Origin of the sequence: Pseudomonas karstica (assembly GCF_009707515.1) — a bacterium.
GTDB lineage: Bacteria > Pseudomonadota > Gammaproteobacteria > Pseudomonadales > Pseudomonadaceae > Aquipseudomonas > Aquipseudomonas karstica.
The window spans coordinates 1-17,928 of record NZ_WLYI01000020.1 but is presented as its reverse complement, the minus strand read 5'-3'; the positions used below and the strand labels follow the sequence as shown (position 1 = coordinate 17,928).

Genomic DNA, 17,928 nt, shown 5'->3' with positions numbered 1-17,928 from the left:
GCTCAAGCGACGGCTACGACGTCGAGAATGCGTTGCACCACGCGGTCCTGGTCGATACCGGCCGCTTCGGCCTCGAACGATAGGATGATCCGATGGCGCAGCACGTCGAACAGCACTGCCTGGATATCTTCCGGGCTGACAAAGTCACGACCGGCCAGCCAGGCATGGGCCCGGGCGCAACGGTCGAGGGCAATCGAGCCCCGAGGGCTTGCGCCATAGGCAATCCACTCGGCCATTTCCGGGTCGAACTTGGCCGGGGTGCGGGTGGCCATGACCAGTTGCACCAGGTATTCCTCCACCGCATCGGCCATGTACAGGCCAAGGATTTCCTTGCGCGCGGCGAAGATCGCCTGTTGGCTGACCCGGCGCTCTGGCTTGGTTTCACCGTTGAGGGCTTCGCCACGGGCCTGTTGCAGGATCCGGCGTTCGACGGCCGCGTCGGGAAAGCCGATCTTGACGTGCATCAGGAAACGGTCGAGTTGGGCTTCGGGCAGGGGATAGGTGCCTTCCTGCTCGATAGGGTTTTGCGTGGCCATCACCAGGAATAGCGGCGACAGCTCATAGGTGCTGCGCCCGACGCTGACCTGACGCTCGGCCATGGCTTCGAGCAACGCCGACTGGACCTTGGCCGGGGCCCGGTTGATTTCGTCCGCCAACACCAGGTTATGGAAGATTGGTCCTTGCTGGAACACGAAGCTGCCCGTTTCCGGGCGATAGATCTCGGTGCCGGTGATGTCAGCGGGCAGCAGGTCGGGGGTGAATTGAATACGATGGAACTGTGCCTCGATTCCTTCGGCAAGTTCCTTGATGGCCTTGGTCTTGGCCAGGCCTGGAGCGCCCTCAACCAACATATGACCGTCGGCTAGCAGGGCAATGAGCAGGCGCTCGATGAGTTTTTCCTGGCCGAGAATCTGCGTTGAAAGAAAGGTTCGCAGCGCAAGCAGCGCTTCACGATGTTCCATCGATGACGGTTCCTGGAAAGGTGAGCCAGGGTGCTATGCAAAAAACACCTCAGCCTGGGGGCCTTACTTTAATGCATTGGGGGGGCTGGCGACTAACGGCGCTGGGGGTATTTTTTGGATTTTGTGGGAATTATCCGTAGCCGTTGCCAAGGTAGGAGGCTGCGATGGGGTACAGCCGCTATCGAGGCACAAGGCTGCATGGGAGTGTAGCCGCTGTCGAGGCACGAGGCTGCGATGGGCTGCGAAGCGGCCCCCGGCGGCGGTCCTGCAGCCCTCATCTACAAGATCACAGTTCGCTGATGTAAGTACCGGTGCCCTTGAGAATGTTCTGCAAGGTCTCTTCCACCTCGGCCAAATCCGACTCGGCGGTGCCGTGAGTGATCGCCAAATGATCACTGCCCCCCAACGCATCCGCATCCGCTGCCGCAATCTCCACCAGCAGGCGCGTGGCACTCAGGGTGACCTTCAGCCCGTTCAAGGTCGAGGGTTCATAATCCCAGGTGAGCTCCACCTCGCCCTCATCGGGGTAACGGGTCAGCATGAACATCTCGCCTTTGTCACCGTGGCAGCAGAGCATGGCCATGTTGTCTTCTTCGTCATCGCATGGGTTGACGATCAGGTGGGCGGTGGTCAGTTGCATGTCAAATCCTGTGTGGGGGAGGGCGCAGCGGGGCAATTGTGCCATTACGGCGAATTTTGTGCTTCAGTCTGTGTCAGAGGTCGGGCATGACTCGGGTGGGCATCTTGGTCATTTTCGGTGCCTGGAGGGCGTGAATCTACTCGTAAGTGGCAGGTTGTCCAAGTCGCAACCGGCCTGCAGCGTGCCGATGACCGAATATGTCGCAGCGTCGCAAGCAGCGGCGTTCCTACACTCGTTAAGCTGCGCAACGGATGTGCCGCTGCCGGGAGCCTGACCTGCCCGTCGTATCGTCGCCCTGCATGGTGCACATCTTATGAAATTGTATGTGACCTTACTGCCTTGTTCAGCTTCACCCACCTGTCACTCTGAATTCGTTATGGTAGACCCCGAACAGAGCTGACGGCTTCCCCGCAAGGGGATAACACGCGACGCTTCCATCAATAACAAGCCCAAGCGGAGTACCACAGATGGCGTTCTTCACCGCAGCCAGCAAAGCCGACTTCCAGCATCAACTGCAAGCAGCACTGGCGCAGCACATCAGTGAACAGGCACTGCCACAAGTGGCGCTGTTCGCTGAGCAATTCTTCGGCATCATTTCCCTGGATGAACTGACCCAGCGTCGCCTGTCCGACCTGGCCGGTTGCACTCTGTCTGCGTGGCGCCTGCTTGAGCGCTTTGATCACACCCAGCCGCAGGTGCGGGTCTACAACCCCGATTACGAACGTCATGGCTGGCAGTCGACCCATACCGCGGTCGAAGTGCTGCACCACGATCTGCCATTCCTGGTGGACTCGGTGCGTACCGAACTGAACCGCCGTGGCTATAGCATCCACACCCTGCAAACCACCGTGCTCAGCGTACGCCGTGGCAAGAAGGGCGAGTTGCTGGAAGTTCTGCCCAAGGGCACCCCTGGCGAGGGTATTGAGCAAGAGTCGCTGATGTACCTGGAAATCGACCGCTGTGCCAACACCGCCGAACTGAATGTCCTGAGCAAGGAACTCGAGCAGGTATTGGGCGAAGTGCGCGTAGCTGTCGCCGATTTCGAGCCGATGAAAGCCAAGGTCCAGGACCTGCTGGCCGGTATCGACACCAGCCAGTTCAGCATCGACGGTGAAGAACAGGCCGAGATCAAGAGCTTCCTGGAATGGTTGGTGGGCAATCACTTCACCTTCCTTGGTTATGAAGAATTTGTGGTACGTGACGAGCCGGACGGCGGTCATATCGAATATGACGCCAGCTCCTTCCTCGGCCTGACCAAATTGCTGCGGGCCGGTCTCACCGCCGAAGACCTGCGCATCGAAGACTACGCCGTGGCCTACCTGCGTGAACCGACCGTGCTGTCGTTCGCCAAGGCTGCGCACCCGAGCCGCGTACACCGTCCGGCCTACCCGGACTACGTGTCGATCCGCCAGATCGATGCCGACGGCAAGGTCATCAAGGAATGCCGCTTCATGGGCCTCTACACCTCTTCGGTGTACGGCGAGAGCGTGCGAGTGATCCCCTACATCCGCCGCAAGGTTGCGGAAGTCGAACGCCGTTCGGGCTTCCAGGCCAAGGCGCACCTGGGCAAGGAGCTTGCTCAAGTCGTTGAGGTACTGCCTCGCGACGACCTGTTCCAGACCCCGGTGGACGAGCTCTTCAGCACCGTGATGTCCATCGTGCAGATCCAGGAACGCAACAAGATCCGTGTGTTCCTGCGCAAAGACCCTTACGGGCGTTTCTGCTACTGCCTGGCCTACGTGCCGCGTGACATCTACTCCACCGAAGTACGCCAGAAGATCCAGCAAGTGCTGATGGATCGCCTGAAAGCCTCGGACTGCGAGTTCTGGACCTTCTTCTCCGAATCCGTGCTGGCCCGTGTGCAACTGATTCTGCGGGTCGACCCGAAGAACCGCCTGGACATCGACCCGCTGCTGCTGGAAAAAGAAGTGGTACAGGCCTGCCGCAGCTGGCAGGACGACTACGCCAACCTGGTTGTCGAAAGCTTCGGCGAAGCCCACGGCACCAACGTGCTGGCGGACTTCCCGAAAGGTTTCCCGGCCGGCTACCGCGAGCGTTTCGCTGCGCATTCGGCCGTGGTCGATATGCAGCACCTGTTGAACCTGACCGAAGCCAAGCCGCTGGTGATGAGTTTCTACCAGCCGCTGGGTCACGTGACTGGCCAGCAAGAGTTGCACTGCAAGCTCTATCACGCTGACACGCCGCTGGCGTTGTCCGATGTGTTGCCGATCCTGGAGAACCTTGGCCTGCGCGTGCTGGGTGAGTTCCCGTACCGCCTGCGTCACGCCAATGGGCGCGAGTTCTGGATCCATGACTTCGCGTTCACCGCCGCCGAAGGCCTGAACCTCGACATCCAGCAGCTTAACGACACGCTGCAAGACGCGTTCGTGCACATCGTCAACGGCGACGCCGAGAACGATGCATTTAACCGCCTGGTGCTGACTGCCGGCCTGCCATGGCGCGACGTTGCACTGCTGCGTGCCTACGCCCGTTACTTGAAGCAGATCCGCCTGGGCTTCGACCTGGGGTACATCGCCAGCACCCTGAACAACCACACCGACATCGCTCGCGAGTTGACCCGGTTGTTCAAGACCCGCTTCTACCTGGCGCGCAAGCTCACCAGTGACGACCTGGAAGACAAGCAGCAACGTCTGGAACAGGCGATCCTGACAGCCCTGGACGACGTTCAGGTGCTCAACGAAGACCGCATCCTGCGTCGCTACCTCGACCTGATCAAGGCCACCCTGCGTACCAACTTCTATCAGGCTGACGCCAACGGTCAGAACAAGTCGTACTTCAGCTTCAAGTTCAACCCGCACGCGATCCCTGAGCTGCCAAAGCCAGTACCGAAGTTTGAGATCTTCGTCTATTCGCCACGGGTTGAAGGCGTACACCTGCGCTTTGGCACCGTCGCCCGTGGCGGCCTGCGCTGGTCCGACCGTGAAGAAGACTTCCGCACCGAAGTCCTGGGCCTGGTAAAAGCCCAGCAAGTGAAGAACTCGGTGATCGTGCCCGTGGGCGCCAAGGGCGGCTTCCTGCCCCGTCGCCTGCCATTGGGCGGCAGCCGCGACGAGATCGCGGCCGAGGGCATCGCCTGCTACCGCATCTTCATTTCCGGCCTGCTGGACATCACCGACAACCTGAAGGACGGCTCCCTGGTACCGCCATTGAACGTGGTACGCCACGACGATGATGACCCGTACCTGGTAGTGGCGGCGGACAAAGGCACGGCAACCTTCTCTGACATCGCCAACGGCATCGCTATCGACTACGGCTTTTGGCTGGGCGATGCGTTTGCGTCCGGTGGTTCCGCCGGTTACGACCACAAGAAAATGGGTATTACCGCCAAGGGCGCGTGGGTGGGTGTGCAGCGTCACTTCCGTGAGCGCGGCATCAACGTCCAGGAAGACAGCATCACCGTGGTCGGCGTCGGCGATATGGCCGGTGACGTGTTCGGCAATGGCTTGTTGATGTCCGACCAGTTGCAACTGGTCGCGGCCTTCAACCACCTGCATATCTTCATCGATCCGAACCCGAACCCGGCCACCAGCTTCGTCGAGCGTCAGCGCCTGTTCGATCTGCCGCGCTCGGCCTGGACCGACTACGACACCAGCATCATGTCCGAAGGCGGCGGTATTTTCTCGCGCAGCGCGAAGAGCATCGCCATCTCGCCACAGATGAAAGAATGCTTCGACATCCAGGCTGACAAGCTGACCCCGACCGAGCTGCTGAATGCCTTGCTCAAGGCACCGGTGGACCTGTTGTGGAACGGCGGTATCGGTACCTACGTCAAGGCCAGCACTGAAAGCCATGCCGATGTCGGCGACAAGGCCAACGACGCCCTGCGCGTCAACGGCAACGAACTGCGCTGCAAGGTGGTCGGCGAGGGCGGCAACCTCGGCATGACCCAGCTGGGTCGTGTGGAGTTCGGCCTCAATGGCGGCGGCTCCAACACCGACTTCATCGACAATGCCGGTGGCGTGGACTGCTCCGACCATGAAGTGAACATCAAGATCCTGCTCAACGAAGTGGTGCAGGCCGGTGACATGACCGACAAGCAACGCAACCAGTTGTTGGCGAGCATGACCGACGAAGTCGGCAGCCTGGTGTTGGGCAACAACTACAAGCAGACCCAGGCCCTGTCCCTGGCTGCGCGCCGTGCCTATGAGCGTGCTGCCGAGTACAAGCGCCTGATGAGCGACCTGGAAGGCCGTGGCAAGCTGGACCGTGCCATCGAGTACCTGCCGACCGAGGAGCAGCTCACTGAGCGCGCCGCGACTGGCAAGGGCCTGACCCGTCCGGAACTGTCGGTATTGATCTCGTACAGCAAGATCGACCTCAAGGAAGCCTTGCTCAAGTCCTTGGTACCGGATGACGACTACCTGACCCGTGACATGGAGACTGCGTTCCCACCGAGCCTGGTGGCCAAGTTCTCCGAGGCCATGCGTCGTCATCGTCTCAAGCGCGAGATCGTCAGCACCCAGATCGCCAACGATCTGGTCAACCACATGGGCATCACTTTTGTTCAGCGCTTGAAAGAGTCCACGGGCATGAGCCCGGCGAACGTCGCCGGTGCCTATGTGATTGTGCGGGATATTTTCCACCTCCCGCACTGGTTCCGCCAGATCGAAGCCCTGGATCACCAGGTCTCCGCTCAGGTGCAACTGGAGCTGATGGATGAGCTGATGCGCCTGGGTCGCCGTGCCACGCGCTGGTTCCTGCGCAGCCGTCGTAACGAGCAGGATGCCGGGCGTGATACTGCGCACTTCGGTCCGCATCTCGCAGCGTTGGGCCTCAAGCTCGACGAACTGCTGGAAGGCCCGACACGGGTCGGCTGGCAGAAACGTTATCAGGCCTACACCGAAGCGGGCGTGCCGGAGTTGTTGGCGCGCATGGTTGCAGGCACTACCCACCTGTACACCTTGCTGCCGATCATCGAAGCCGCTGATGTCACCGGGCATGACGCGGCTGAAGTGGCCAGGGCTTACTTTGCCGTTGGCAGTGCCCTGGACTTGCCGTGGTACCTGCAGCAGATCAGCGATCTGCCTGTGGCCAATAACTGGCAGGCCCAGGCCCGTGAAGCCTTCCGCGACGACGTGGATTGGCAGCAACGGGCGATCACCATTTCCGTACTGCAAATGGCCGACGCGCCACAAGACATGGAAGCCCGCGTGGCCCTGTGGATTGAACAGCACAAGGACATGGCCGATCGCTGGCGCGCAATGATGGTGGAAATTCGTGCTGCGCTCGGCACGGACTACGCCATGTACGCGGTGGCCAACCGTGAACTGCTGGACCTGGCGTTGAGCGGTCAGTCGGTGCTGTAACCGGCCTGCTGGAGCGTTAAAACAAAAGCCCCGTATCGCAAGATACGGGGCTTTTTGTTGGGCTCGAAAAGATCGTTCCCATGCTCTGCATGGGCATGCATCCCGTGACGCTCTGCGTCACCCGTCATGGTGCACTGAGCAACTTGGCCTCCAGGTGATCCAGGTGCCGGGTCATCAGGCCTACCGCACTGTCCACATCCCCACGCTCCACCGCCTCCACAATCCCCAGATGCTCCTGCCAGGCGCAATACGTGCAGGCTTGTACCTCATACTGCTGCGCAATGATCAACGACGTCAGCGGCACCAGGCTATTGAGAAACTGCGCCAGCGGCGCATTACCCGCGATGGCTGCCAGTTGCAGGTGAAACTCACCGGCAAGGCGAATCGCCGCGCCACGCTGGTCACGCTCGATGCATTCCCGTTCCCGGGCAATCAGTTCCCGCAGTTGGCACACCTGGGCAGGCTTTGCCTGAGCGCAAGCCAGTTGCACCACGGTGGTTTCCGTCAGTCGCCGGGCTTCCAGGATATCGCGTACCTGCCGGGCATCCGGTGCTGCCACCTGGGCCCGATGGTTGGGCCGCAAGATAATCACCTGTTGATGGGACAAGCGCGCCAATACCCGGCGAATCACGCTGCGGCTGGCGCCAAAGCTCTGCCCCAGGCTCTCTTCGGTAAAGCGGCTGGCCGGGGCGATGCGTTGTTCGAGAATGGCATCGAACAGTCGTGGGTAGATATCGTTCGCTGACAGTTTTTTGCCGGCCACCAGGCGCATCGGCGCCAGGGTGGTGACGACGGCATTGCGTTGCAGAGCGTAAGCGGTCATGGCAGGTCTCCAAAAAAGTCAGCTGCCCAGGTGATCGTCCGGGATGTTCAAGGCGATGCCCATGCGCAGGCCTTCCTGGAGGATATGTCGGCGCATTTCGGCACTGGCCAGGGCGCTGTTCTTGTTGCGGATGGCGCGCACCACGGCTTCGTTTTCCTGCAGGCGTTCCGCCAGGTGCTCGGGAGAGTTGCGCAGCACCTGGGCGCTCTGCTTGAGGGCATTGCTGGTCTGTTGCACCACGTTCTGGAAGATCGGGTTGGAGGTCAGGGCGAAGAGCTCTTCGTGGAAGGCGATGTAGGCGTTCATCCCGGCTTCGCTGTCGTTGGCTTCCAGCGCCTCGCGCATGTCCATCAGGGTCAGGCGTAATTGACCGACTTCCTTGCTGTTGATGGATTGGGCTACCAGGCCGACGATAAACGGCTCCAGGGTGTAGCGCAGTTGCAGGATGTCTTCGAGGCTGGCCGCGGCCACGGCGCTGTCTTGGGGCTGGGGTTCGCTCAGTGTCGCTTCCAGTACGACCACGCCTTTGCCCGGCATGGAACGTACGAGGCCCAGGGTTTCGAGCACGATGACGGCTTCTCGCAGGCTCGGACGGCTGATACCCAATTGCTCGGCCAACTCGCGTTGCCCGGGCAGCATTTCACCGCGCCGCCATTGCCCTTTAGCCAGGGCGGCGCGCAGCTTTTCTACCACTGAATTGACGACGGTTGACGAGGTGATCACGTCAGGCTCCTTGAATATAAGTAACCCCTGTAGGAGCTAGCTTGCTCGCGAAGATCGTCAACGATAACGCGGGCAGCCAGGGCACACGCGCTGTCTTGAAGTTTTTCGCGAGCAAGCTCGCTCCTACAGGAGGCAGTGTTTTTAGAACTCCTGATGGGCTGGCAGCACCGGCTTCTTCGCTTGGAACGTATACCCTTGGTGCCCATCCAGCACCTTGTTGGCCCGCTGGATATCAATGTCCTTTTCCCAGCGTGCAATGGCCACCGTGGCCACGCAATTACCGATCAGGTTGGTCAGCGCCCGGCCAATACCCATGAACCAGTCCACTGCCAACACCAGCACCAGGCCCACCACCGGAATCGCCGGAATCGCGGTCAGCGTTGCCGCTAGAATCACCAGCGCCGAGCCTGGAATTCCGTGGGCACCCTTGGAGGTGATCAGCGATACCAGCAAGATGGTCAGCAAGTCGGTCATCGACAGCGGTGTGCCGGTAGCGTTGGCGATAAATACGATGGCCAGGGTCAGGTAGATCGAAAATCCATCGAGGTTGAACGAATAACCTGTAGGGATCACCAAACCCACCGTGGAACTGCCAATACCCAAGTGCTCCAGTTTACGCATGATTTGTGGCAGCACCGCATCGGAGGATGCGGTGCCCAGCACGATCAACAACTCTTCACGCAGGTACTTGAGCAGCGGCAGCATCCGCAGGCCCGACAGGCGCATCACCAGTCCCAGGATTACCCCGACAAAAACGAAGCAGGTCAGGTAGAACAAACCCACCAGGCTGCCCAGGTGTTGCAGGGAGTCCAGGCCGTAGGTGCTGGTGGTGAAGGCGATGGCACCGAACACGCCAATCGGCGCCAGGCGTACGATCATGCCCATGATGCGGAAGATTACGTGGCTCAGTTCATTGATCAGCCGCGAGATACCGCTGGCCGCTTCGCCCACCAGGTTCAAGGCGCTGCCGAACAGTACGGAGAACAACAGGACTTGCAGTACGTTATTGTCGGCGAACGCGCCTATCACCGAGTTGGGGATCAGCTCCATCAGGAATTGGCTGGTGCCCTTGATATGCTGGCCGCGGTCGGCCAGTTCATTAAGGCCGGCCGAAGACAGCTGTTCCAGATGGATATTGGCGCCGGTGCCAATCCCGGTACTGAAGGCCATGATCAGGCCGATCACCAAGGCAATGGTGGTCAGCACTTCAAAGTAGATCACCGACTTGAGGCCGATGCGCCCGACTTTTTTCAAGTCGCCGGCGCCCGAAATACCGCTGACCACCACGCAGAATACAATCAGGCCAATCAGCATTTTGATCAGCTTGATAAAGCCGTCACCCAAGGGTTTGAGTTGCGAGGAAAATTCGGGAAGGGCCATGCCGCAAATAACCCCAAGGATCAGGCCTATCACGACTTGCAGGAAAATCGAACGCGAGCACCATCTGAGCATGGGAGGGATCTCTATTCGGTGCCCTGGTGGGTCCAGGGCTTAATTGTTGTGGTCTTACCGGTAAGTCCAGTGCAAGGCCAGTCTACGCCGGGTTTTTTTCAAACCACAAGTAAATAATCGATGCTTCCAGATTCCGGTCTGACCAGTTGCTCGCTAAGCGTGATGCTTGAGCCGTTGGCGGCGCATAAACTTTTTTCGCTTATCATCCAGTGCTTGGCCAGAAAGGTGAGCTATGCAAATCCCAGGACTGATAACCCACGAAGGCATCACCCACTGCGCATGGCGCACGTCTGCGCCTGAATACCGGCATTACCACGATCACGAATGGGGCCTGCCGGTCGCCGACGACATTCAGTTGTTCGAGAAGATCTGCCTGGAAGGTTTTCAAGCGGGCATGGCGTGGATCACCATCTTGCGCAAGCGGGAGCACTTTCGACGGGCGTTCGAGGGGTTTGATTATCGGAAGGTGGCGCAGTACACCGAGCAGGACATCGAGCGATTGATGGCCGATCCGGGCATCGTGCGCAATCGGGCCAAGATCATGTCGGTCATCAATAATGCGCGGCGGGCGTGTGAACTGGTGGAGGAAACCGGGTCGCTGGCGGCGTGGATGTGGTCGTTCGAGCCAAGTGCGGATGAACGGCCGGCGGTGGTCGATCTGGCTTACTGGACGAAAAATCCAACCTCAAAGGCTTCGGTGCGTTTGTCCAGGGCCTTGAAAAAACGGGGGTGGACCTTTGTCGGGCCGACAACGATGTATGCCTTGATGCAAGCAATGGGCATGGTCAATGACCATCTTGAAGGCTGCATCTGCCGGCAGCAGATTGAACACTGTCGCCAGCAGTTCAATCGGCCTTAAGGGATGAATGCTACAGGTAATCCGTTGATCGCCGGCCCCTGTAGCCGCTGTCGAGGCACGAGGCTGCGATAATGGCCGAAGGACCTTCAGCCATTTCAAGTCAGAGCTTCACCACCTGATGCACCTGCTCCCCACAGGCACGGGTTTCATTGATCATCGTTTCAAACGGTGTACTGACGATTTCTTCATGGCTCAGCCAGCGTTTTTTCTGGGTCAGCGTGTAGTGGTAGCGCCAGTCACCGTCGACTCGCTCACCTTTCAGGTCGAAGTCGTACCAGGGCGAGCGTACCTGGCAGCCCTGGATATCCTTATCGATCCGGGCACCTGAAAGGGTGATGGTGTAGTCCAGCGTTTCGGGGTTACCCAGGTACAAATCCCCCAACTGGCCATTGCGCCGGTAGTTGAGAAATTCGTCCCATTTGTCTTGCAACAGAGCGTCGGTATATATGTGGTCGTCCCCCAGTGGCTCCATGGGCCGCAGGTCGGTGAGGTTGACGCTGGCCTTGTAGGTGCCCGGTACCACGAATGCTGTCGCGGGGCGATGGACCTGGCAGTCGGTGATCTGCTTGCCAAAGTTGTCGCAGATATTCTGGTCGGTGGCGGTGGCGCCTTGCTCGCGGTCGGCGATGCTTAGCTGCATCAGCGGCAGGCCGCGAAAGTCGACGGTGGCCGAGACCGAGGCGTTGCCGTTGGCGTCAAAGCGCTCCCGCTTGTCGAGGATCAGCGTGGTGTCGGCCGGTTGCAGCGGGATGTGTTCTTCACGCACCAGGCCCTGGGCATCGCTCACCAACACCCAGCGGTCCTGGATGTCGGGCAGGGTGTGGCCGGGGGCGAAGACCGGGTTGGTCGGGTCCAGCCACCAGACCTGGCCGTTGACTTCTGCGCGGACGATGGCGTGGTTCGGCGCGTTGGTGCCGGGAATCAGCAGTGACTCGACTGCATCGCCCCGGCTGACCCAGGCAGTCTCGGCCTTGATGGCGCTGGCCTTGAGCATCGCCGCCAGCAGTGTCGACAGGTCTTTGCAGTCGCCGTAGCCGTGTTGCTCGATCTGCGCCAGGCTGAACGGCACATAACCGCGGTCTGACGCGCGCCAGTCACCCAGGTAACGGTAGTGGTCATTGATGTGCTGCATCAGCGCCGCCACTTTTTGCGCGGGCGGCAAATGGCGGGCGCTGGCTACTGCGGCGGCGCTCTGGGGCGGCAAGTGTGCGCCGAGAATGTCGTTGTAGCGTTGGGCGAAGTGACCGAAGTACTGCTGGCGGTCCAGGGAGCTGCCTACTTCGATACGCGGGATCAGGCGGATGTAGGCGTTGGCTGATTCATTGATGTAGTTGAGGTAGGTAGGGGCCTTTTGCACCACATCCAGGGCCATGCGGTTGGCCGACGGCGTGACAGTGAAGCCGTCCATCAACTCGCCGCGCCAGTGGATCGGCCGTTCTGCGGTGAAGCGTGCCTTGAAGCGGTCACGGCGTGCAGCACTGGGGCCGAACTGCATGGCGTAGTGGAACTCGGTCATCAACGGCTTGGCGGCGTAATGCTCGCGCACGGTGTAGCGGATTTGCGTGCCGACCCGCAGGTTGGGGAAGGCCAGGGAGGTTTGTGTTTCCCTGGAAAACCCCTGGTCAGGGTTGGGGGCGGTACGAGTATCGATCTGCGTCTTGTCCAGGGCGCGTGGCTTGTCGCCTGGCGCCGTGGACTCGGCGTTGATCAGTTCAAACCCATCGGCTTGCTGGTAGCTGAAGTCGATCCGCGAGAGCATTTCCCGGCCGCTGGGTTTGAGGATGGTGTAGTGATAGGTGGTGGTGCAGTCGGTGCTGGCGTCGCGATTGAAGTGGCAGTGCAGTTCGGTGTCACTGGCCAGTGGAGCTTCGGCCAAGGGTTGCAATGCGGCGCAAGCGCAATGGGTAACAAGCCCCAGGCTTACGCAAATCAGGGGGCGGAACAACGGAAAACGATGCATGGGCGCCTCAGGTGGAACGATGACACGAGTACCGTGGAGGTACCAGGAAGGCGCCAGATGATAATGTGTCGCAACTGCCGGGGCCAGTGTTGTTCGACAGGTTTATTCGCTGAAAGTACCGGAATAGAGCCTTTTCTTTCGTAAGGCGAGTTTAGTCTTGCAGCTCGAACTCGGTGCTGGCCAGCTTTTCGCCATTAACCAGCACATGCACTGTGTGTTGGCCGGGATAGTGCTTGCGCGTGGTCAGTTCGCGTATGTGTTGGGCTCGGGCAATGGCGTGGTGCTCACCGACACCTAAGGTGAATGTCTTGAGCTTGAATACTTTAGCGGCGCTATGGCCGGCACTTTTCACATAATCGATGGCGTAATCCACCACCAGTTTCTGAGGCGCGTTGGCGATGGACTCAAGAGTGAAGGACAGGTTGATTCGCTCGCCCAGCCTGACCACAGCAGGCGTCACCTTCAGGTGCTGGATCTTCACTTCGGCCTTGGCCCCCGCACCCATGATCGTCAATGCCCGGGTGTTGCCTTGCTTGATCAGGCTGCGCAAGGCGTGGCGGGCGATCCAGGCGGTGTGGGGGTTGTCCAGGGACCAGCCTTCAATCAAGCTCAGCACCCAATCAGGGTGGTCTTTGGTGATGTCGTTGAGGTGATTGGCCACCGACTTGCGTACGTAGAGGCTGCTGTCGGCCTTGAGGTTGTCGAGTATCGGGGCGCAGAGCGTTGGGTCTGCCTGCACCTGGGCCAGGCGAAACGACCAAGGTAAGCGTGGCCTGGAACCTTCACTGGAAAGGCGTCGCACATGTTCATTGGCATCCAGCGCCCACTGTTGCATCACCGCCAGGGTGCGCTCGAAGTCCCGCAGCAGAAAGTGGCGCACGGCAAACTCGGCGGAGCCGAAGGTGGTGAAATACTTGAGGGCTGCCATGGAGCGCTTGAAGTCATCGGCACCGTAGCTCGCCACGAAGTGGGGCAGAAACAGGCTGACAAAACCGCTGTTCAGCCGTGGCGCCAAGGCATACAACAGTTTGAGTGTCTGCGGATAATCCAACGGGATCACCGCGTGCAGACTTTCGCTGACCCGGGCCATGCGCTGCATCACCGACAACTCGGCCAGCCCCGCTGTGGCGTGCTTGAGGAAGCCCTTGGCGTCGAATGCCGGGTACACCGCCGTCATTTCGGCAGCGATGTGTTGCAGGCGCTCGACGTTGAAGATTTCCTTGAGGGCCGGGGCGCTTTGGTCGTTCATGGGTAAGTCCTTGTAAGTACCTCGGCAGCGGGTACGGATTTAGAGAAACCAGCGATATTCCCGCGCATTGATTTCCTGCTGGAAGGCCAGGTGGTCCTGGCGTTTGTTTTCGCAATAGACATCGACAAACTCCGCGCCCAACCCTTTGCGCAATGCCGGCTGATACTGCATGGCGCGCACGGCCTCCAACATTTCCAAAGGGAAGTCTGCGCCGCTGTTGCGGTCTTCGTTCAGTGGCGCAATGGGTTCGCGAGCGGCGTCCAGGCCATGCTCCAACCCCACCAGGATAGCGGCGAGGACCAGATACGGATTGGCATCGGCACTGGCCAGCCGATGTTCGATCCGCAGGTTACGTGGGTCGGACTCGGGGATGCGCACACAGGCATCGCGGTCTTCAAAACCCCAACTGGCGCGGGTCGCGGCATTTACCGTGCCGCCAAGACGGCGAAAGGCGTTGTGGTTGGGCGAAAAAATCGGCATGCAATGGGGCAGCAACTCCAGGCAACCGGCTACCGCGTGGCGCATCGGCAGTTGCTGATGGGTCGCCAGCAGGTTGTTGCCCGCCGCGTCGTACAGGCTGACATGCACGTGCATACCGCTGCCCGGATACTGCAAGTACGGCTTGGCCATGAAGCTGGCGCGGTAGCCATGCTTGAGGGCGACGCCACGGGTACAGCGGCAGAATAAAGCGGCCCAGTCGGCGGCGTGCAGGCCATCGTCCTGATGACCGAAGTTGATTTCGAATTGGCCAGGGCCCAGTTCGGCGGTGATCACGGTTACGTCGATGCCCTGTGCCTTGGCGGTTTGCGCCACGTCATCGAGCACGGGAGCAAAGCGCGACAGGCGCTCGATGTGCAAGTTGGGCTGATCGTCGTAGTCATCACTCAAAGGGTCGCGGGCAAACTGCGGCAGACCGTCCGCGAGCTTTTTATCGAACAGATAGAATTCCAACTCGAACGCCACCACCGGGTGAATGCCCTTGTGTCGCAGGCGCTCCAGGACCTTGGCCAGCACTTCGCGAGGTTCAAACTCAATGGGCGCTTCGGTGCCGTCCGAGGTGATCAACATCTGCCCCAAGGGCTGCGCCTCCCAGCTCACTGGCTTGAGGGTTCCCGGTACCAGGCGGCGATTGGCGTCCGGGTCGCCATCGTTGAAGCAATAATCGCCGATCTGGAACAAGCCGCCCTGAGTCCCCAGCAGCACGGCATTTTGTGGCAGCTTCAACGGGCTGCCGGCGGCGACTTTTTCCAGCATCTGCACTGGGTAGCGCTTGCCGTAGAAGTGCCCGGGAATATCCAGGGAAATCAGGTCGACGTAGCGTACCTCAGGATAGTTCTGGCGAAAGGCCCGGACTTCGGCCAACAGCGTGGAAGGCTTGCTTTGCACGGGTGACGCTCCTTTATTTGCCGGGATCGGCGCTCAGTTGTAAACCCACAGTACACGGGCGGGCAGGTCGGTCAGGTTGCCATAGCGACAGTGGGCAAAGCTGGCCAGGTGAAAGCTGTCGCCGGGGCCGAGGGTGACCGATTCGGCCGTGCCTTCGACCCACAGCGTCAACTCGCCCTCCAGTACGTAGCCGGCCTGTTCGGCGCGGTCGCTCATGGTGTGTTCGCCACTGTTGGCACCGGGTGCCAGCAAACTGTCGAGGATCGAGAATGCGCCGTGCATGCTTGGCGAGACTAGAATGTCGGTGATGCCATTGGCGTAGTACACCGTGCGCCGTTCGTTGGGCCGAGTGACCCAATCCACTGCCCTGGGTTTGGACAGGCTGTAGAAATACGTGGTGGGCACATCCAGGGCATGGCTGATGGCGGTCAAGTCGGCCACCGTCGGCCGGGACAGGCCGCGTTCGACCTGGGACAGGAAACCCACCGACCGGTCGATCTTTTGCGCCAGTTGCGTCAGGGTGAGTTTCTTGTGCTTACGCAGGTCGTGGATCAAGATTGCCAGGGCGGCCAGTTCTTCTTGTTTGTCCATGGGGGCGAGTCGTGAAATTTTAATCAATAAATTTCATGAAAAACTACAGGATAAATTTCATTGGTGCAATGCCCAAGGGAAGGGCGGTACCGCAGTTCGGTGTGGAGGGCGGAGGGGGCAGTGGCGGATGGTGTTCATCAGGGCACGCTCATTGCCAGCCGGTGAATGATTCCTCACCTCTGCGGTCCGAATCTGAGTACGCGTCATCAATTGAAGGAGTGCCCATGAAATCCAAAGCTCTAGTTGCCTGCCTGCTGGTTGCCACCAGCTTGTCCACTGCAAGCCTCAGTGTTCAGGCCGCCGACTCGCCGCAAAAAACCGTGCAGCCTTCAAGCATCAATACCCGTGAACTGGTGGTTGGCGACCGTGCGCCGGATATCCTGCAACGCAAGGAGTCGGCCCTGGTTGATTGGAAAAAGCGTGGCCTGAAAACCCCGGATGACGACAGCCAATGGGTGCGCGTCAACGACAAATATGTGCAGGTGAAAATCACCAACGGCACCATCCTCGACATTACCCCCGCCAAGTAATCCTGTCCCTGTGAGAGCCCTGGTGATGAAGGATTATCACCACGAGGCCATGCATTTTATTTTTGCATAAATGCATAAATAAGCCTTTTTTGTCGTTCGCCTTGGGTTAATGTAGGCCAGCCCGCTGGCCGCAATGGTTCCTTGAGCGGCGCCCTTGAAAGAATGAGAGCAGGATGCTGAAGACCATAAAAAACTACCCCCGCAGCGTGAACTTGTTGCTGTGCGCCACACTGCTGCTCACTTTGGCCAAGGCGATTACCTTTCCGTACCTGGTGATTTACCTGACCGAGCAATTTGCCTTGAGCATCAGCCAGGTGGGCCTGGTGATCGGCAGTTCGTTGATCTTCGGTTCCCTGCTCAGTGTGTACGGTGGCTTCCTGGTGGACCGGATCAGCAGTTATCGGCTGTTGCTCGGCTTGAGCCTGGTGTTCGCCCTGGGGTTCCTCGGGACGGTCCTGGCTCGGCAGATCGGGTCGTTCTACGCCTGCCTGATCCTGATCAACCTGGCGTATGCGGTGATCGATATTGCGGTCAAGGCCGGGTTTGCCAGCCTGCTGCCCGAGGAAGCGCGCAGCGAAGTGTTTTCCATCAAGTACACCCTGACCAATATGGGCTACGCGGTGGGGCCGTTTTTGGGTGCAATGGTGGCCAAGCTCGATATCAGCCTGCCGTTTATATTCTCGGCATTCTTGGGGGTGGGGTTTTTCCTGCTGTATTGGCGCTGGGGCGACAAGGCCCTGACCACCGTCGATGCCACGCAAAAACCAGTGTCGTTCCTCGCCGTCATCCGCGTGCTGCTGCGGGATCACCGGCTGGTGTGCTTCACTGTTGGGGGGGTGCTCAGTGCAGTGGTGTTTGGCCAGTTCACGGCGTACCTGTCCCAGTACCTGGTGACTACCAGCACAGCGCAATATACCTACCGCGTCATCAGCGCGGTGCTCACCACTAATGCGTTGCTGGTGATCGGCCTGCAGTATGTGATTGGCCGGCGTATCTCCCATCGGCATCTGAGCCGCTGGCTGATCCTGGGTTTGAGCATGTTCATGCTGGGCGTGATCGGGTTCGCGCTGGCCACCAACCTGTGGTGGTGGGTGCTGGCGATGGCGATTTTCACCGTGGGTGAAATTATCGTGTTTCCTGCCGAGTATATGTTTATCGACCGGATTGCCCCGGACCATCTGCGGGGTATGTATTACGGGGCGCAAAACCTGTCCAACCTCGGTGCCGCCCTGGGGCCGGTATTATGCGGTCTGGTACTGGCCAGCCTGCCGGCCCACTACATGTTCTACATGCTGGCGGCGTTTATTGTGGGTGGCGGGGTGTTTTATTTTATTGGAGCATCATTGCGCGAACGCTGACCTGTAGCCGCTGTCGAGGCACGAGGCTGCGACAAGGGCCGAAGGACCTTCGACAATTTCAAGACCCA

The 17,928-nt window shown here is 59.8% G+C and carries 13 protein-coding genes; 4 read left to right on the top strand and 9 right to left on the bottom strand.

Going from position 1 to position 17,928, the window contains the following annotated elements:
* Positions 1-2 precede the first annotated feature (2 nt).
* Positions 3-962, bottom strand: coding sequence for an AAA family ATPase (locus GIR22_RS15355; protein ID WP_003218556.1), 960 nt, complete (start codon positions 960-962; stop codon positions 3-5).
* A gap of 286 nt (positions 963-1,248) precedes the next feature.
* The gene (locus tag GIR22_RS15350) at positions 1,249-1,602 is read right to left on the bottom strand and encodes a hypothetical protein (RefSeq protein WP_154744158.1); all 354 of its coding nucleotides are present in this window, start codon (positions 1,600-1,602) and stop codon (positions 1,249-1,251) included.
* 467 nt (positions 1,603-2,069) lie between these two features.
* Between GIR22_RS15350 and GIR22_RS15345 the strand changes: the two genes are divergently transcribed.
* On the top strand, positions 2,070-6,929 hold the full coding sequence (locus GIR22_RS15345) for an NAD-glutamate dehydrogenase (protein ID WP_154744157.1): 4,860 nt from the start codon (positions 2,070-2,072) through the stop codon (positions 6,927-6,929).
* Between the two features lie 124 nt (positions 6,930-7,053).
* On the opposite strand, the gene GIR22_RS15340 is transcribed toward GIR22_RS15345, so the two are convergent.
* The 3 genes from GIR22_RS15340 to GIR22_RS15330 form a co-directional block, all read right to left on the bottom strand.
* Complete coding sequence (locus GIR22_RS15340; RefSeq protein ID WP_154744156.1) at positions 7,054-7,752, bottom strand: GntR family transcriptional regulator; 699 nt, start codon at positions 7,750-7,752, stop codon at positions 7,054-7,056.
* 18 nt (positions 7,753-7,770) lie between these two features.
* Complete coding sequence (locus tag GIR22_RS15335) at positions 7,771-8,475, bottom strand: FCD domain-containing protein (RefSeq protein ID WP_178122279.1); 705 nt, start codon at positions 8,473-8,475, stop codon at positions 7,771-7,773.
* A 141-nt stretch (positions 8,476-8,616) separates the two neighbouring features.
* The gene (locus GIR22_RS15330; protein ID WP_178122286.1) at positions 8,617-9,942 is read right to left on the bottom strand and encodes a C4-dicarboxylate transporter DctA; all 1,326 of its coding nucleotides are present in this window, start codon (positions 9,940-9,942) and stop codon (positions 8,617-8,619) included.
* A 217-nt stretch (positions 9,943-10,159) separates the two neighbouring features.
* Between GIR22_RS15330 and GIR22_RS15325 the strand changes: the two genes are divergently transcribed.
* Complete coding sequence (locus GIR22_RS15325) at positions 10,160-10,786, top strand: DNA-3-methyladenine glycosylase I (protein ID WP_154744154.1); 627 nt, start codon at positions 10,160-10,162, stop codon at positions 10,784-10,786.
* Positions 10,787-10,886: 100 nt separating this feature from the next.
* Here the strand turns inward: GIR22_RS15325 and GIR22_RS15320 are convergent, their stop codons facing one another.
* The 4 genes from GIR22_RS15320 to GIR22_RS15305 all read right to left on the bottom strand — a co-directional run bounded on the left by GIR22_RS15320 (position 10,887) and on the right by GIR22_RS15305 (position 15,972).
* Positions 10,887-12,746: a DUF3857 domain-containing protein gene (locus tag GIR22_RS15320; protein WP_154744153.1), complete on the bottom strand. Its 1,860-nt coding sequence runs from the start codon at positions 12,744-12,746 to the stop codon at positions 10,887-10,889.
* Between the two features lie 151 nt (positions 12,747-12,897).
* Positions 12,898-13,995 carry a DNA alkylation repair protein gene (locus GIR22_RS15315; protein ID WP_154744152.1) on the bottom strand — a complete coding sequence of 366 codons (1,098 nt, stop codon included), beginning with the start codon at positions 13,993-13,995 and terminating at the stop codon, positions 12,898-12,900.
* 39 nt (positions 13,996-14,034) lie between these two features.
* On the bottom strand, positions 14,035-15,381 hold the full coding sequence (locus GIR22_RS15310; protein ID WP_178122278.1) for a type I glutamate--ammonia ligase: 1,347 nt from the start codon (positions 15,379-15,381) through the stop codon (positions 14,035-14,037).
* 33 nt (positions 15,382-15,414) lie between these two features.
* Entirely contained in the window at positions 15,415-15,972 is a 558-nt protein-coding gene (locus GIR22_RS15305; RefSeq protein WP_154744151.1) for a helix-turn-helix domain-containing protein, read from the bottom strand.
* A gap of 224 nt (positions 15,973-16,196) precedes the next feature.
* Here GIR22_RS15305 and GIR22_RS15300 point away from each other — a divergent pair, with 224 nt between their 5' ends.
* Entirely contained in the window at positions 16,197-16,502 is a 306-nt protein-coding gene (locus tag GIR22_RS15300) for an RcnB family protein (protein ID WP_154744150.1), read from the top strand.
* Between the two features lie 173 nt (positions 16,503-16,675).
* Positions 16,676-17,860 carry an MFS transporter gene (locus GIR22_RS15295; protein WP_154744149.1) on the top strand — a complete coding sequence of 395 codons (1,185 nt, stop codon included), beginning with the start codon at positions 16,676-16,678 and terminating at the stop codon, positions 17,858-17,860.
* Positions 17,861-17,928: the final 68 nt, after the last annotated feature.

Coding starts and splice junctions, on each gene's coding strand:
- GIR22_RS15345 (WP_154744157.1), top strand. CDS start 2,070: ATGGCGTTCTTCACCGCAGCCAGCAAAGCCGACTTCCAGCATCAACTG.
- GIR22_RS15325 (WP_154744154.1), top strand. CDS start 10,160: ATGCAAATCCCAGGACTGATAACCCACGAAGGCATCACCCACTGCGCA.
- GIR22_RS15355 (WP_003218556.1), bottom strand. CDS start 962: ATGGAACATCGTGAAGCGCTGCTTGCGCTGCGAACCTTTCTTTCAACG.
- GIR22_RS15340 (WP_154744156.1), bottom strand. CDS start 7,752: ATGACCGCTTACGCTCTGCAACGCAATGCCGTCGTCACCACCCTGGCG.
- GIR22_RS15320 (WP_154744153.1), bottom strand. CDS start 12,746: ATGCATCGTTTTCCGTTGTTCCGCCCCCTGATTTGCGTAAGCCTGGGG.
- GIR22_RS15315 (WP_154744152.1), bottom strand. CDS start 13,995: ATGAACGACCAAAGCGCCCCGGCCCTCAAGGAAATCTTCAACGTCGAG.
- GIR22_RS15305 (WP_154744151.1), bottom strand. CDS start 15,972: ATGGACAAACAAGAAGAACTGGCCGCCCTGGCAATCTTGATCCACGAC.
- GIR22_RS15300 (WP_154744150.1), top strand. CDS start 16,197: ATGAAATCCAAAGCTCTAGTTGCCTGCCTGCTGGTTGCCACCAGCTTG.
- GIR22_RS15350 (WP_154744158.1), bottom strand. CDS start 1,602: ATGCAACTGACCACCGCCCACCTGATCGTCAACCCATGCGATGACGAA.
- GIR22_RS15295 (WP_154744149.1), top strand. CDS start 16,676: ATGCTGAAGACCATAAAAAACTACCCCCGCAGCGTGAACTTGTTGCTG.